The organism is Cereibacter johrii (assembly GCF_001720585.1).
Taxonomy (GTDB): Bacteria; Pseudomonadota; Alphaproteobacteria; order Rhodobacterales; family Rhodobacteraceae; genus Cereibacter_A; species Cereibacter_A johrii.
Genome location: NZ_MABH01000233.1, coordinates 20,824 through 35,305 on the forward strand (window position 1 = coordinate 20,824; position 14,482 = coordinate 35,305).

The 14,482-nt window shown below is 69.9% G+C and carries 12 protein-coding genes; 4 read left to right on the forward strand and 8 right to left on the reverse strand.

The window, feature by feature from the left end; all coding sequences use genetic code 11:
* Window positions 1-2,610, forward strand: a complete 2,610-nt coding sequence (locus tag A9O63_RS19525; RefSeq protein WP_069333394.1) for a response regulator — start codon at window positions 1-3, stop codon at window positions 2,608-2,610.
* Between the two features lie 407 nt (window positions 2,611-3,017).
* Here the strand turns inward: A9O63_RS19525 and A9O63_RS19530 are convergent, their stop codons facing one another.
* Both A9O63_RS19530 and A9O63_RS19535 read right to left on the reverse strand, forming a co-directional pair.
* Window positions 3,018-4,034 carry a hypothetical protein gene (locus A9O63_RS19530; protein WP_069333395.1) on the reverse strand — a complete coding sequence of 339 codons (1,017 nt, stop codon included), beginning with the start codon at window positions 4,032-4,034 and terminating at the stop codon, window positions 3,018-3,020.
* 263 nt (window positions 4,035-4,297) lie between these two features.
* Window positions 4,298-5,155 carry an SDR family oxidoreductase gene (locus A9O63_RS19535; protein WP_069331803.1) on the reverse strand — a complete coding sequence of 286 codons (858 nt, stop codon included), beginning with the start codon at window positions 5,153-5,155 and terminating at the stop codon, window positions 4,298-4,300.
* Between the two features lie 152 nt (window positions 5,156-5,307).
* On the opposite strand from A9O63_RS19535, the gene A9O63_RS19540 reads away from it, so the two are divergent.
* Window positions 5,308-5,505: a hypothetical protein gene (locus A9O63_RS19540; RefSeq protein ID WP_069331804.1), complete on the forward strand. Its 198-nt coding sequence runs from the start codon at window positions 5,308-5,310 to the stop codon at window positions 5,503-5,505.
* Between the two features lie 129 nt (window positions 5,506-5,634).
* Here the strand turns inward: A9O63_RS19540 and A9O63_RS19545 are convergent, their stop codons facing one another.
* The 3 genes from A9O63_RS19545 to A9O63_RS19555 form a co-directional block, all read right to left on the reverse strand.
* Window positions 5,635-6,411: a 3'(2'),5'-bisphosphate nucleotidase CysQ gene (locus A9O63_RS19545; RefSeq protein WP_069331805.1), complete on the reverse strand. Its 777-nt coding sequence runs from the start codon at window positions 6,409-6,411 to the stop codon at window positions 5,635-5,637.
* Entirely contained in the window at window positions 6,398-7,741 is a 1,344-nt protein-coding gene (locus A9O63_RS19550) for a TldD/PmbA family protein (protein ID WP_069331806.1), read from the reverse strand. The genes A9O63_RS19545 and A9O63_RS19550 overlap by 14 nt, the downstream gene beginning before the upstream one ends.
* A 348-nt stretch (window positions 7,742-8,089) precedes the next feature.
* Window positions 8,090-9,619, reverse strand: coding sequence for a DUF2125 domain-containing protein (locus A9O63_RS19555; RefSeq protein WP_069331807.1), 1,530 nt, complete (start codon window positions 9,617-9,619; stop codon window positions 8,090-8,092).
* A gap of 123 nt (window positions 9,620-9,742) precedes the next feature.
* Between A9O63_RS19555 and A9O63_RS19560 the strand changes: the two genes are divergently transcribed.
* Window positions 9,743-10,495, forward strand: coding sequence for an SDR family oxidoreductase (locus A9O63_RS19560; RefSeq protein ID WP_069331808.1), 753 nt, complete (start codon window positions 9,743-9,745; stop codon window positions 10,493-10,495).
* Window positions 10,492-11,112, forward strand: a complete 621-nt coding sequence (locus A9O63_RS19565) for an enoyl-CoA hydratase/isomerase family protein (protein WP_069331809.1) — start codon at window positions 10,492-10,494, stop codon at window positions 11,110-11,112. Before A9O63_RS19560 ends, A9O63_RS19565 begins: the two co-directional genes overlap by 4 nt.
* Before the next feature lie 138 nt (window positions 11,113-11,250).
* Here the strand turns inward: A9O63_RS19565 and A9O63_RS19570 are convergent, their stop codons facing one another.
* Genes A9O63_RS19570 through A9O63_RS19580 form a run of 3 tightly spaced genes read right to left on the reverse strand, consistent with a single transcriptional unit; the run spans window position 11,251 to window position 14,311 of the window.
* Complete coding sequence (locus A9O63_RS19570) at window positions 11,251-12,576, reverse strand: TRAP transporter large permease (RefSeq protein ID WP_069333396.1); 1,326 nt, start codon at window positions 12,574-12,576, stop codon at window positions 11,251-11,253.
* 1 nt (window position 12,577) lies between these two features.
* A complete protein-coding gene (locus A9O63_RS19575) occupies window positions 12,578-13,261 on the reverse strand; it encodes a TRAP transporter small permease (protein WP_002721136.1) in 684 nt (227 codons plus the stop codon).
* Window positions 13,262-13,306: 45 nt separating this feature from the next.
* Window positions 13,307-14,311, reverse strand: coding sequence for a TRAP transporter substrate-binding protein (locus A9O63_RS19580; protein WP_069331811.1), 1,005 nt, complete (start codon window positions 14,309-14,311; stop codon window positions 13,307-13,309).
* Between the last annotated feature and the right edge of the window lie 171 nt (window positions 14,312-14,482).

Consider the following 14,482-nt stretch of genomic DNA (forward strand, 5'->3'; position numbering starts at 1 on the left):
ATGTTCTCCGAAAGCCGCGACACGGCTCCGGGGGGCGTGTTCGAGCGCTGGACAGGCTATGTGCTGATCGTGGCGGTCGGCGTCACGGCTCTGGTGGCGGCGATCTTCATCTTTTCCGACATCGACAAGCAGCTCGAGCAGAATCGGGTTGCCCATCTCGACAATCGGACCTGGGTGCTTGCGCAGTTCGAGGTGGATGTGCTGAACCTCGCCTCGGCGGCGCAGATGGCAGCCTACCGGTCGGACGATCCGGCCCGGCTCGACGAGCTCCGCAAGAGGTTCGATATCCTCTACAGTCGTGTGGATATCGTCCGCGGCTTCGACAGCGGCGCCATCGCGCCGCTCGAGGCCGACGTGCTGCCGATCTTCGACGGGCCGCAGGGGTTCTTCGCCCGCTGGATCCCCGTGGTCGACGGGCCGGATGCGGCGCTGAGAGCCGCTCTTCCGCAGCTGATCGGGGAGCTCGAGACGGATGCGGGGGCGGTGCGCTCGGGCGTGGTGCGCGCGCTCGCGGAAGTGATGACCGTCTCGGACGCGCGGCGGGCCACGCTGCGCCAGTCGCTCCAGACCTTCGCGCTGGCAGCCCTCGGGCTTCTGGGGCTGATGGGGGTGCTGATCGCCGTCGTGATCGTGCAGAGCAACGCCCGCCGTCGCCGCGGGATGCTGCTGGAACGGTCCGTCCACAACCTGCGCGCCACCATCGAATCCTCGCTGGATGCGGTGGTGGTGCTCGATCACATGGGGCGGGTGGTCGAATGCAACCGCGCGGCGCTCGACATGTTCCGCTGGTCGCCGCAGACGGCGGAGGGCACGAGCTTCGTCGACTACATTCGCACCGACGATGCCGACGGGTTGCTGCGTCCCCACGCGCGGGGCGAGGAGGAGGCCGAGCTGGGCTCGACGGGGCGCGACGGGCGCATCACCATGATGGCGCAGCGCACGGACGGCTCGACCTTTCCCGTCGAGGTCTCGGTGGCCGAGGCGCAGGGCGCCTCGCAGGATCCGTTCTTCATCGCCTTCATCCGCGACATCTCCGAGCGGCTCGAGCGTGAGGAGAGCCTGAAGAAGGCCCGCAATGACGCGCTGAAGGGCGAAGAGGCCAAGTCGCGCTTCCTCGCGGTCATGAGCCACGAGATGCGCACGCCGCTCAACGGCCTGATGGCCGCCTCCGACCTCCTGCAGACCTCGACGGAGCTCACGGAGAGGCAGCGCTGGCTCACCGACATCGTGATCGGCTGCGGCTCGGCGGCGCTCGATCAGGTGAACAACGTGCTCGAGCTGACCCGGCTGTCGGACAAGGACGGCGAGAGCTACGCCCGCACGGTCTTCTCGCCGGTGGATCTCATCGAGGGGCTGATCCGGCAGAACCAGCCGCAGGCCGACAAGCGCGGCAACAAGCTGTGGTTCGCGCAGCCCAAGACGCCCGTGCCGCCCGTGCTCGCGCAGCGCCACCTGTTCCTGCGGGTGATGTACAACCTGATCGGCAATGCCATCAAGTTCACCGACAATGGCAAGGTCTCGGTCGAGCTGCTCTGGCACCCGGGCCGCACGGCCGGCACCATCGATCTCTGCATCCATGTGGGCGATACGGGCATCGGCATTGCGGAGGAGCATCTCGACACGATCTTCCGCAATTTCGAGACGCTCGACGCCTCCTACGGGCGCATCCGCGAGGGCACGGGCCTCGGCCTCGGCATCGCCAAGCTCGCCGCCGAGACCATGGGCGGGCAGATCGATGTCCAGAGCAAGCTCGGGCTGGGCTCCGTCTTCACGCTGCGCCTGCAGCTGCCCATGGCGCAGGGGGCCGAGGCGGCCGAGGAGGAATTCGCGGAGGATGCGCAATCGGCGGAGGGCGCCGCCCGCTCCATCCTCGTGGTCGATGACAATGCGATCAACCGTCAGCTCCTTGCCGAGATCCTGCGGATGGGGGGGCACGAGGTGGCGACGGCCGAGGATGGTGCCGAGGCGGCCGAGGCTGCCGGCGCGCGCCGCTTCGACCTGATCCTGATGGATGTCTCGATGCCGCGGGTGGACGGGCTCGAGGCCACGCGACGGATCCGGCGGGCCGGGGCCTCGACGGAGACGCCCATCGTCGGTGCTACGGCCCATGCCGACCCGGACCGTGTCCCCGAATTCCTCGCAGCCGGCATGAACGACGTGCTGGTGAAGCCCATTACCCGCTCGGCGCTGTTTCGCACCATCCGCCAGTACACCGAAGCCAGCGCCGCGGTCGAGGAGGTGCTCCCCGCAGGCGACCCGCCGCCTGACGATCTGCCGCTCATCGATGCCGAGCTGCGCGCCGACCTCGAGGGCAATCTCGGGCCCGACTATATCGCGGGCATGATCGGCCGGGTGCTGAGCGAGACGGGCGATGCGTTGCCCGAGATGCGTCGCCTGCACGAGGCGGGCGAGCATCTGGCGGCCGCCAAGCTCGCGCATCGGACGGCGGGCGCGGCGGCGGCCGTGGGCCTCTTGGCGCTGCATCGCAGCCTCGCGAGCTACGAGACCGCGGCTGACGCCTCGGACACGGCCGAGGCCGCGCGCGCGCTCGAGACTCTGCCCGCCACGCTGGAACGCACGGCCGCCGCCTGTCAGGCCACCGCCGCCTGAGCCACGCCCCAGGCCGGACCGATGTGCGCCTTCCGGGGGGGCGGCCGCTTGCGCTGCGCTGCCCCTCCCGATTCGGCCGGCTTGGGACGCAGGCACGGCCTGTCCCTCGACCCACGCCTTGGGACTTGGCGCGGCGAGGATCGACCGACGGCGCCGTCCGGTCGTTTGGGATGCACCGTCCGCCGCAGCACGCGGAACCGCGCGCAGCGCCTGATCCTCGGCCCGCGGAGTCCCTGCGCCAGAAGGCCCCGGCTCGGATGCTCCGGATCATCCCCCGCCATCGCAACGGCTCGATCGTCACCCTTCTGCAGGGAGCAGGAGCAGATCTCCACGCCTCGATCCTGCCGTCATGCTGAAGCCGAAGGCGGCGCGCTCCTCCGTGGAGCCGTGCCGACGTCCGGTTCGCCTCAGACTTCCTCCGCGGGATCGGGGTCCCCGAAGGCCGCCAGAGCCGCGAGTGCCGCGGGATCGAAGCTCTGGGGCCGCTTCTGCGCCGCGGGGGGCTCGGCAGGAGGGGAGCTCTCGGGTGGGCCGACCGCCGCCGGCGCCGCCGCGTTCAGGTGCGGCGCCGGCGGCGCATTGTCACCGGCAGTCGTGCCGGCAGCGTCGACGGCGGCAGGATCTTCCAAGGCCGTCAATGCCGCGAAGGCCGCGGCATCGGGCGTCCGGAGGCGCCCCGCTACCGGGACGTCGGGGAACGGCTGGCTGCCGGGCGGCACGAAGGCGGCCTGCGTCGGCGGATCGAGATCCGCAGAGGGGGGCTCGTCGATCCCGGGGGCGGGGCCCTCCGCGGGGGTGGGCTCCGCGCCGGGATCCTTGGCCGCAGCACCTCGGGACCGGCGCGGGCGGGAGGCGCGCGTCCTGGGAGTTGTCTCTTCCATGGCAGTCCCCTCGGACGCAGCGCCGGCCGCTGTCTTCCGGCGCGCGCTGCGTCTGGGCGCAGGGGCGGCGGCGTGCGGAGGCGTCTCCGAGGGGGCGGCCGCATCCGGATCGCCGGCGATGGCTGCCTCCTGCGGGGAGCCGGCATCGGGCGGCGGAAGCTCCGTCTCGTCGGGATCTGTCTCCATCTCTTCGGCGACGCCCGCAGTGAGGAGCCGCGCCGCATCCTCGAGCGTCACCGAAAGCGCCGCGCCCTTCGGGAACTGGGCGGGGCCGCGCGGGCCGTCCTCGGTCAGGCGGATCTTCGTCCAGCCTTCGTCCGGGGGGGCGGCATCCGCGGCGGGTTCCTCCTCGGCATCCTCGAAGAGCGCCATCATGGCCGAAAGATCGAGCTGCGGGATCACCACGGGCTTCGGCGCCGGCGGCTCGGGCGCGGGCGGCTGCATCTGGGGCGCGAGATCGGGCACGGCGGGAGGCTGCTCCTGCGCCTGGGCCGCGGCGGCGGTCAGAAGGAACAGCAGGATCGGACGCAAGAGCAAGGCCATGAGGTCTTCCGGTATTCGGCCGCGCGTGGCGGCGCTTGATGTTCTGGCTTGTCTCCCGCTCACGACGCATGGTCGAGTCGCAGCAAGGTCACGGCTGCCCGTGCTCTACTTATGTTTACGAAAACAGTCAAGTTTCGAGGCCGGCCAAGGGCCTGCTCCCGGGGCGCGCCCCCGGCGCCCGCGCTTCGGGCGCACGGCAGGGTCGCGCCCGACAGGGAAGGCGGCACCCGGCCCCTGCGGGCCGGGCTTGGCCTCAGGCGCGGTCAGATGATGGGCTTGCCGCCCGTCACCGCGATGGTCGCCCCCGACGTGTAGCTCGAGAGCGGATCGGCCAGCATCACATAGGCCGTGGCCAGTTCCGCGGGCTGTCCCGGCCGCTGCATGGGCACCTGCATGCCGAAGTTCTTCACCTTCTCCGCAGGCATGGTCGAGGGAATGAGCGGCGTCCAGATCGGGCCCGGCGCCACGCAATTCACCCGGATCTCCTTCTCGGCCAGCATCTGGGCGAGGCCGCCGGTGAAGTTCTGGATCGCGCCCTTGGTGGTGGCATAGGCCAGAAGATGCGGGCTCGGCGAATCGGCATTGACCGAGGCCGTGTTGATGATCGCGCTGTTCGGGCCCATGTGCGGCACCGCCGCCTTCGAGAGGTAGAACATCGCATGGATGTTCACGCGGAAGGTCAGCTCCCATTCCTCGTCCGGGATATCTCCCAGCTCGGAGAAGCTCGCCTGATGGGCGGCATTGTTCACGAGGAGGTCGATCCGACCGAATTCCTCGACGGCACGGTCGATCACGGCGCGGCAGTGGGCCGCGTCCTGAAGGTCGCCGCGCACCAGAACCGCCTTGCGCCCGGCCTCCGTCACGAGCCGCTCGGTTTCGGCCGCATCCTCGTCCTCGGACAGGTAGGAGATCAGCACGTCCGCCCCCTCGCGCGCGAAGGCCAGCGCCACGGCCCGGCCGATGCCGCTGTCCGCGCCGGTAATGACGGCCTTCATGTCCTGCAGGCGACCCGAGCCGCGATAGCTCTTCTCTCCGTGATCGGGTTGCGGGTCGAGGCGGGCGGTCGTGCCGGGCATCGGCTGTTCCTGATCGGGGAACGGGGGTTTGGGATGGTCGGTCATCGGAGCCTCCTGTTAGGCAGGGTGGGCGGGCGCAACCGATGGGCGCAGCCGAAGTTCCGCGGGGCGGCGAGGGCTCGCCGATCCCCGGCCCGCGCCGGAACAGAGGGCGGCCGCGCCCGGTTTCCCTGCCTCCAGCAAGAGGAGACGGATCCATGTCCAGCAAGCATCCGAAGACGAAGCAGCCCTTCGACGCAGACCTCAAGGGCGATCCGGGCATCGGGCGCTCGACAGGTCTGCGGCGCGGCGAGGAGCCGATGGAGGGCGAAACCACCTTCGAGGGCGACGTGATGAACGACACGAACCCGTGGGGCGGTATCGATCCGAACCAGCGCGGCCGCACGAACAAGTGAGGTTGGCCGGTCTCGCAGGACTTCCGGCGGCCGCCGCCCCGGCGGCGGCGCCTCCGGGCGTCCTGTGCCCCGGGGGACGTCCCGAAGGGCAGCTTTCATCGAGCAGCCCGCAGGCCTCCGCCGGGGCGATCAGGGCGTGAGACGGCGCAGGAGTTCCGCATGCACGCCCGGAGCGGCGGCGATCACGCCGGGGGTCTGCGGAGGGCTGCCGTTGAAAGTCAGCGGCTGGCCGAAGCGGTCGGAGACGGCGGCTCCTGCCCGCGCGGCGATCAGGCTGCCCGCGGCAATATCCCATTCCCACGCCTGACCCAGCATGAGCATCCCGTCATGCCGCCCTTCGGCGACGAGGCAGAGCCGGAAGGCGAGCGACGCGCGGAAGCTGCGCTTCACCTCCGGCACGCCTCCGGGCCAGTGGCTTTCCCCGAGCGTATGGCGAGAGGCGAGCAAGGTGGCGCCCTGGCTCTCGGCGCGCCGACTGGCGGCGATGGCCTGCCCGTCGCGCAGCGCAGGCGCGCTCTCGCCCGCGGTATAGAGCCGGTCGAGCGCCGGCAGATAGACCGCCGCGGCCACGATCCGCCCGGCAAAGGCCACGGCGAGCGAGACCGAGAACGTGTCCTCGCCCGCCATGAAGGCGCGCGTGCCGTCGATCGGATCCACGATGAAGACGCGCTCGGCCCCCTGCCGCGCCCCGCTGTCGGCGCTCTCCTCAGAGAGCCAGCCGTAATCGGGCCGCGCCGAGCGGAGCCTCTGCTCGAGCAGCAGGTTCACCGCGAGGTCGGCCTCGGTCACCGGCCCCGCATTCCCGTCCTTCTCCCAGGCGCGGGGCGCATTCTTCCAGTAGCGGAGCGCGACCGGCCCCGCGGCCCGCGCGGCCTCGCTCAGCAGCGCGAGGTCACGCGCCGGCAATCGTGAGACCCTCCACGAGCAGGCTCGGCACCCGGTTGGACAGGTGCGGCCGCGCATCGTTCGCGGGCACGATGGTCCGCAGCATGTCGCGCAGATTGCCCGCGATGGTGCATTCGTTCACCGGCCCCACGATCTCGCCGCGCTCGACCCAGAAGCCCGACGCGCCGCGCGAATAGTCGCCCGTGTTGCCGTTGATCGACGAGCCCATGAGCGAGGTCACGAGAAGGCCCGTCCCCATCTGCGCCAGAAGCTCGGCCCGCGTGACCGTGCCGGGCGTAAGCTCGGTGTTCGAGACCGAGGGCGAGGGCGGCTGCGAGGTCGAGCGCGCGGCATTGGCCGTGCTCGCCATCTTCAGCTTGCGCCCGGTGGCGAGGTCGAGCGTCCAGCCGGTCAGGAACCCGTTCTCGACGATGGCCCGGCGGCGCGTGGGCAGCCCCTCGCCATCGAAGGGGCGCGACGAGCCGGTGCGCGGCCGCAGCGGGTCCTCGATGAAGGACAGATGCGCCGGCAGCACCTGCTGTCCCAGCGCGTCGCGCAGCCACGAGCCGCCGCGGGCAATGGTGGCGCCGTTGACAGCTGACAACAGGTGGCTCATCAGCGAGGCCGCGATGCGCTCGTCATAGAGCACCGGGAAGCTGCCTGTGGGCGGCTTGCGCGAGCCCACGCGGGCCATGGCGCGTTCGGCGGCCAAGCGGCCCACCTCGGTGGCCGCCGGCAGGTCCGCGCCGAAGATGCGGGTCTCGGCCGCCCAGTCGCGCTCCATCTGCGTGCCCGAGCCGGTGAAGGCCACGGCCGAGATCGAGCGCGAGCTGCGCGCATAGCCGCCGGAAAAGCCGTTGCTGGCCGCCAGATGCATCTCGCGGCGCGACCAGGCGCCGCCCGCCTCGACCTGAAAGATGCCGGCCGTCTCGAGCGCCGCGGCCTCGGCCGCGCGGGCATCCTCCTCCAGGGCCGCAGGCGAAGGCTCGTCGGACGGATCGACCAGTTCGAGCGCCGCCAGATCCCATCCGCGCGCGATCTCGGCGGAGTCCGCGAGGCCCGCACAGGGATCGTCGGGCGCTTCCCGCGCCATGGCGACCGCGCGCTCGGCCATGGCCGAGAGGGTGGCCTCGGAGATGTCGGAGGCCGAGACGCAGGCCTGCCTGCCGCCGAGGAGCACGCGCAGGCCCACCTCGACGCTCTCGGCCCGCTCGGCCTGCTCCAGCGCGCGCTCGCGGATGTCGATGGAGAGCGACGTGCCGCGCACCGCGATCGCATCGGCGGCCTCTGCTCCGGCGCTGCGGGCGACCTGCAGCAGCCGGTCGGTCAGGCGGTCGAGCGGTTGGGTCATGGCTGGCTCCTCTGGGTTCCGTCCCGAGGTAATCGGGCACGCCCGTCGTGACAAGCGCCGGAGCCACAGGAACCGACGTTCCGTCGGGACGAAGCCGCGCCGATGGGACAGCGCGCGGCCTGCCTGATGGGAAGGCGACGGGCCTGCCGGATGGAAAGGCGCGCGGCCTGCCCGATGGGAAGGCGCACGGCCTGCCCGATGGGAAGGGGCGCAGGCTGCCTGATCGGACGGCGCGCGTGGCCTGCCCGATGGGACGGCGCGTGGAGGAGGGAGAGGCGCGCCTTGGCGTGGGGCCGCGATCCTTGGGGGAAGGCAGGCTGCCCCCGCCGCAGGGCGGGGGCGCCGAGGTTACTGGAGGCGCTGGCCGTTGGCGTAGAAGCCCTTGTCCTTGAACTCGAGCGTCGAGGTCAGCGTGTCCTCGCCCTCACCCGGACGGGCGAAGAGGCCGAGCATCATGCGCGCGGCCATCGCCTGATCCTGCGGCACGAGGCCGATGCCCACCAGCTTGTCGATGAGCGCGTTGCCGCCCACCAGCTTCAGGTCGATCTGTCCCGTGGGCGCGGGCATACCGCCGAAGGTGGTCGTGTCGGCGTTGTCGAAGGTGAGGCTGCCGTCGCCGGTCAGATCGGCGCCCGCGATCGAGAGCTGAAGCTGATCGAGATCGAGCGCCTCGATCTGGCCCGGAGCCTTCTCGCCCAGCGTCTCGACCTGCTTGGGATCGAGCAGGTCGATGTCGAGCCGCGCCTTGCCCTTGGCATCGAGCACCAGCGTCGCCGGATCCCGCGGCAGCTGCGCCTCGGGGTCGAACATGGCCCAGATCTCGTCCGAGACCTTCAGGTTGACGAGCCGGGTGAGCAGGCGGAAGTCCTGCGGCTCCTCGGAGGTCGTGACCGGCGTGAGCAGCTGGAAGGCGGCCTCGGCATAGCTCATGTTGAACTGCGGGAACGGGATCTGGCTGCCGCTGAGGGTGAGGCTCACGTTCTTGGTCCCGCCGCCGTAGGAGAGGCTGTCGCCGCTCATCGACACGTCGAGATTGCCCCCGGCGGCGCTGGCCGACCCCTTGCCCTTGTCGGTCGCATCGGCAAAGTCGAACTCGAGCGTGGCCGGGCCATAGGTGAAGCTGCCGGTCGAGGCCGCCCCCGCCTGCAGCGCCGCCGCCATGTCCGCCATGCCGAGCGTGCCCACCATCTTGCCGCTGGACGTGCCCTTGAGGTCGGTGGCGCTGGCGCGGACATTGACCTTGCCCTTCGTCTCGGGGTCGGTCATCGCGAAGGTCATCTCGGCCACCGCGGCCGTGAAGTCGTTCGTGATGGAGCGCGTGTCGGTGCCCTCGGTGCGGTAGGTGCCGGCCACGTCGCTCATCGTCATCTCGGCGGTGAGGTTCATCTCGCGGGCCGAGACGCCATCCACCCCGGTGACGGCGATGGTGGTCGAGGGCGCGTCGAAGGCGAGCGTGGTGGCCAGATCGTCGCCGCCCGCGACCATCACCATGCCGGGCTGGCGCAGGGCCAGCGCGAGCTCGGTCGGCTCGGGAGCGGGATTTTCGGCATCGGGCTCGTTCGGGATCGTCATCTCGACGGGAAATTCCGGCGACATGGTGATCTCCACCGTGCCGTCGCCGCGCTGCGTCAGGTTCACCTCGGGGATCGTGCCCTCGACCACGGTGCCGTCCTGCGCGAAATGCATCCGCACGTCCTGCAGCTTCAGCGTGTCGCCCGTCCGGCTCTGGTTCGCGGCGGTCAGGGTCTGGCCGTAGGTGGCGCCGAGCTCCTGCCAGCTCTGCCACACCTGCTCGGGCGTCACATCGGCCATGGCCGATCCCGCCGCCACCAGCGTCGCCAGAGCGGTGGTGCCTGCCAGTGTGCTGAAATACGTCATATGCCTTCCCCAACGCGGATAATCGGCCCACATTCTTCCGTGGGTTCTGGAGGGTCAAGCCTTTCCGTCGAATGCAAGGATCGGCTAACACGTTTGTCAGAAGGCCAGGGAAGGAGCGGCGCAATGGGCAACATGCAGGGCAAGGTCGTGGCGGTCACCGGGGCCAGCCGCGGGATCGGAGCGGCGGCGGTGCGTGTCTTTGCGGCGGCGGGCGCGCGCGTCGCGCTCCTCTCCCGCAGCGGGCCCGAGATCGAGGCGCTGGCGGCCGAGGCGGGGCAGGGCGCCTTCGCCCTGACCTGCGACGTGGCCGACCGGGCCTCGGTGCAGACGGCGATCGACCGGGTGGTCGAGACGGCGGGCCGGATCGACGTGCTCATCAACAACGCGGGCGTGATCGAGCCCATCGCGCGGCTGGCGGATGTCGATCCCGATGCCTGGGATCGCGCCATCGACGTGAACCTCAAGGGCGTCTTCCACGGGATCCGCGCGGCCGTGCCGCACATGCGCGGAAAGGGCGGCACCATCATCACCGTCAGCTCGGGCGCTGCGCAGAATGCGCTCGAGGGCTGGAGCGCCTATTGCAGCTCGAAGGCGGGCGCGGCCATGCTGACCCGCTGCGCCCATCTCGAGGAGGCGGTCCACCGCATCCGCATCCTGGGCCTCTCGCCCGGGACGGTCGCGACCGGGATGCAGGACAAGATCCGCGAGAGCGGCATCAACCCGGTGAGCCGGCTCGATCCGTCGGTCCATATTCCGGCCGACTGGCCGGCGAAGGCGCTCCTGTGGATGTGCGGCCCGGGCGCGGACAAGTGGCTCGGGCAGGAGATCTCGCTGCGCGACGAGGCGATCCGCCGGGCGGTGGGGCTCGGCGCATGATCCGCGTCGCGGAGGCGGAGGGGCTTCGGACCCTGACGCTCGACCGGCCGGACAAGGCCAATGCGCTGACGAAGGCCATGCTGCTCGAGATCGAGGCGGCCGTGGCGCAGGCCGCGGCCGAGGGCGTGCGGGCCCTTGTGCTGACCGGGGCGGGGCGCGTCTTCTCGGCCGGGGCCGATCTCGACGAGGCGCGGGCGGGGCTTGCCGTCGACCCGGTGTGGGAGCGCGTGTCGGCGGCGGTGGCGGCGCTGCCCTGCCTGACCGTGGCCGCGCTGAATGGCACGCTGGCGGGCGGGGCCATGGGGATGGCGCTCGCCTGCGATCTGAGGATCGCCGTGCCGGGGACGAAGCTCTTCTATCCGGTGATGAAGCTCGGCTTCCGGCCGCAGCCCTCGGACGTGCGGCGGCTGAAGGCGCTGGCGGGGCCTGCGCGGGCCAAGATGATCCTGATGGGCGGCGTGAAGGCCTCGGCCGAGGAGGCGCTGGCCTGGGGCCTCCTCGACCGGATCGTGCCGCCCGAGGCGCTTCTGGCCGAGGCCGCGGCGCTTGCGGCCGATGCGCTCGGCGCGAAGGATGGCCATGGCGCGGCCATCAAGGCGATGATCGCCGAGGCCTGAGGCGGGCGCCTCAGGGCTTTCGCGGGCGGCTCCTTTCGCTGTCGGCGCATCCCTGCGAATGTCGAACGCCTACCGACTTGCGTCGGTAGGCGTGGGGTCCCGGAAGGCGCCGGCAGAGGCCGGGCGGCCCTTTCGATGTCAGCGCATGCCCAGCAGATGCGGCAGGAAGAGCGAGATCTGCGGGACGTAGGTCACGAGCACGAGGAAGGCCAGCATGGTGAGGAGCCACGGCCAGACCGCGATGGTAAGCTCGGTGATGCCCATCTTGGTGATGCCCGAGGCCACATAGAGGTTCAGCCCCACGGGCGGGTGGCACATGCCGACCTCCATGTTCACGATGATCATGATCCCGAAATGCACCGGGTCGATCCCGAGCCGCACGGCGACCGGGAACAGGATCGGCGCCATGATGAGCACGATGGAGGAAGGCTCCATGAAGTTGCCGGCCATCAGCAGGATGATGTTCACCGCGATCAGGAACATCCACCAGGTCAGGCCCGAATCCACCATCCACTGGCCGAGCGCCTGCGGGATGTTCTCGTGCGTGAGCAGGAAGCTGAACAGCACCGCATTGGTGATGATGTAGAGCAGCATCGCCGACATGTTGGCCGAGGCGAGCAGCACCCGCGGCACGTCCCTGAGCCCCATGTCCTTGTAGACGAAGACCGCGATCACGAAGGCATAGACGGCGCTCATGGCGGCGGCTTCGGTGGGGGTGAAGGTGCCGGTGTAGATGCCGCCCATCACGATCACGATGAGCAGGAGGCCCCAGATCGCCTGGCGGAAGGCCTGCCAGCGCTCGCGCCAGCTGGCTTTCGGCAGGCGGGGATAGTCGTTCTTCCAGGCCCGATACCAGGTGGTGAGCGCGAGCGCCCCCGCCAGCATGATCCCCGGGATCACGCCCGCGATGAACATCTCGCCCACCGAGGCCGCATCGACGATGGTGCCGTCGGGCCCCTCGACCATCATCCCCGAGGTGGCCACGCAATACATCACCATCACGATGGACGGCGGGATCAGGATGCCGAGCGCGCCGCTCGTGGTGATGACGCCCGCGCCGAAGCGGGTGGGGAAGCCCTGCGCCACCATGGCGGGCAGGATGACCGAGCCGATGGCCACCACGGTCGCGGGCGAGGAGCCCGAGACGGCGGCGAAGAGGGCGCAGGCGAAGACGCCGCCGAGGCCCAGGCCCCCGTGCCAGTGGCCCACCATCGAGGTGGCGAAGGCGATCATCCGCCGCGCCACGCCGCCGTGGGTCAGGAAGTTCCCGGCGAGGATGAAGAACGGGATCGCCATGATCTCGAACTTCTCGATGCCGGTGAAGAGCTTCAGCGCCACCGTGTCGATCGGCACCGCCGTCATGGTGAAGAGGAAGGTCAGAACCGTGAGGCCGAGCGCGATCGAGATCGGCATTCCGGTCAGCATGAGGGCGATGAGACCGCCGAAGATGAGGGTTGCGTTCATCTCATTCGTCCTTCGGCTTCTCGACGAGGTCGCGGGGGGTCAGCGGCGACTTGAGGAAGGTGCTGCCGAGCACGTCGATGCCCTCGTCCTCGGTGTCCACGCCCTCGACATGGCCGTGGTCGTGGTGGGGCAGCTCGCCCGTGCGGGCGAAGATCACCGCCACCTGCAGGAAGCGGAAGCACATCAGCGCCGAGCCGAGCGGGATCGCCAGATAGACGAGCCACATCGGCAGCTCGAGATCGGGCGAGATCGCGCTGGTCTGGGCCATGTGCCACACGAAATTGCCGCCGAGCGTCGCGATGATCCCGGTGAAGAGCGCGCCCGCCCCGAGGCCCAGCAGGATGAAGAAGCCGCGCTTGCGCTCGTCGAGCTTGTTGATGAGCACGTCGATGCCGACATGGATGCCGGTCCGCACCCCGTAGGCCGCGCCGAACTTCGCCATCCAGACGAACAGGATGATGCAGAGCTCCTGCGCCCAGACGAGGTTGAACTCGCGCAGGCCGAGATAGGCGCTGCGCATCATGGCCGAGAGCTCGGGCATGTCGTGGCCACGGAAGAAGGCCACGCCATCGGCCAGAAGGCCCAGCGAATAGCGTTGGACGACCGAGACGAAGATCAGCCCTGTCGCCGCCGCGATGAGCGAGGCGATGAGCGTTTCCTCCAGCCGGTCGAGAAGGCGCATCATGGCGGGCCTCCTGTGGCTAGGATGTTGCGGGAAAGGTCGGGTGGATCAGTTGGTCCCGGTCGCGGCCTTCACGGCGGCGATGGTCTCGGCGCCGATGCGGCCGGCCATTTCCTCATGGACGGGGGCGAGCGCCTCTTCCCAGGCCGCGAGCTCTTCGGGGGTCAGCTCGTGGAACTCGGTCGTGCCCGCGTCCTTCATGGCCTGAAGCGACTTGTCGTTCTCTTCCTTGGCGATGCCGTTGGCATAGTCGGTGGCCTCGGTCAGCGCCTTTTCGAGCCCGGCGCGCACCTCCTCGGGCAGGCCGTCCCAGAACTGCTTGTTCACGATCACCGCATAGCCGAGGTAGCCGTGGTTCGAGACCGTGGCGTGCTTCTGCACCTCGTGCATCTTCTGGGTATACATGTTCGAGGGCGGGTTCTCGGTGCCGTCCACGACGCCGGTCTGCAGCGCCTGATAGACCTCCGAGAAGGCCATGACCTGCGGCACCGCGCCGAGCGCGTTCATCTCGGCCTCGAGCACCTTCGAGGACTGGATGCGCATCTTCAGGCCGAGGAAGTCGTCGGGCGTGGCGATCGGGCTGTTGGCCGACATGATCTTGAAGCCGTTGTCCCAGTAGGCCAGGCCCTTGATGCCCTTGTCCTCGAGCTTCGAGAACAGCATCTTGCCCACCTCGCCGTTGGTCACGGTGTGCAGCGCGTCATAGCCCTTGAAGATGTAGGGCAGGTCGAAGACCTCGAAATCCTGCACGCCGAGCGGGCCGAACTTGGCCAGCGACGGGGCGAGCATCTGGACCGCGCCGAGCTGCAGCGCCTCGAGCTCTTCCTTGTCCTTGTAGAGCTGGCTGTTGGGATAGACTTCGACATCCACCGCGCCGTTCGTGTATTTCTCGGCCAGCTCCTCGAACTTCGTGGCGCCCTTGCCCTTCGGCGTGTCGGGGGCGACGACGTGGCTGAACTTGATGACGATCGGCTGGGCGAGAGCCGGCACGGCGGCGGCGAGCGCCAGCGCTGCGGCGCCTGCCAGAGCGGCGAGGCTGCGACGGGTCAACATGGGTATCCTCCTCTGTGCCGCCCTCCCGGCGGTCCTGCCCTTCCTTGCCAGCCGCGACCGCCTGCCGCTATTGTGGGTTTCCGCAAGGGGCTGCACGGATGACAGCTTGTCGCAGGCGGTGCGGCGCGAGGGAGGACGGGTGGAAGAGCGGACAGGCCGGCAGGCGGGCGC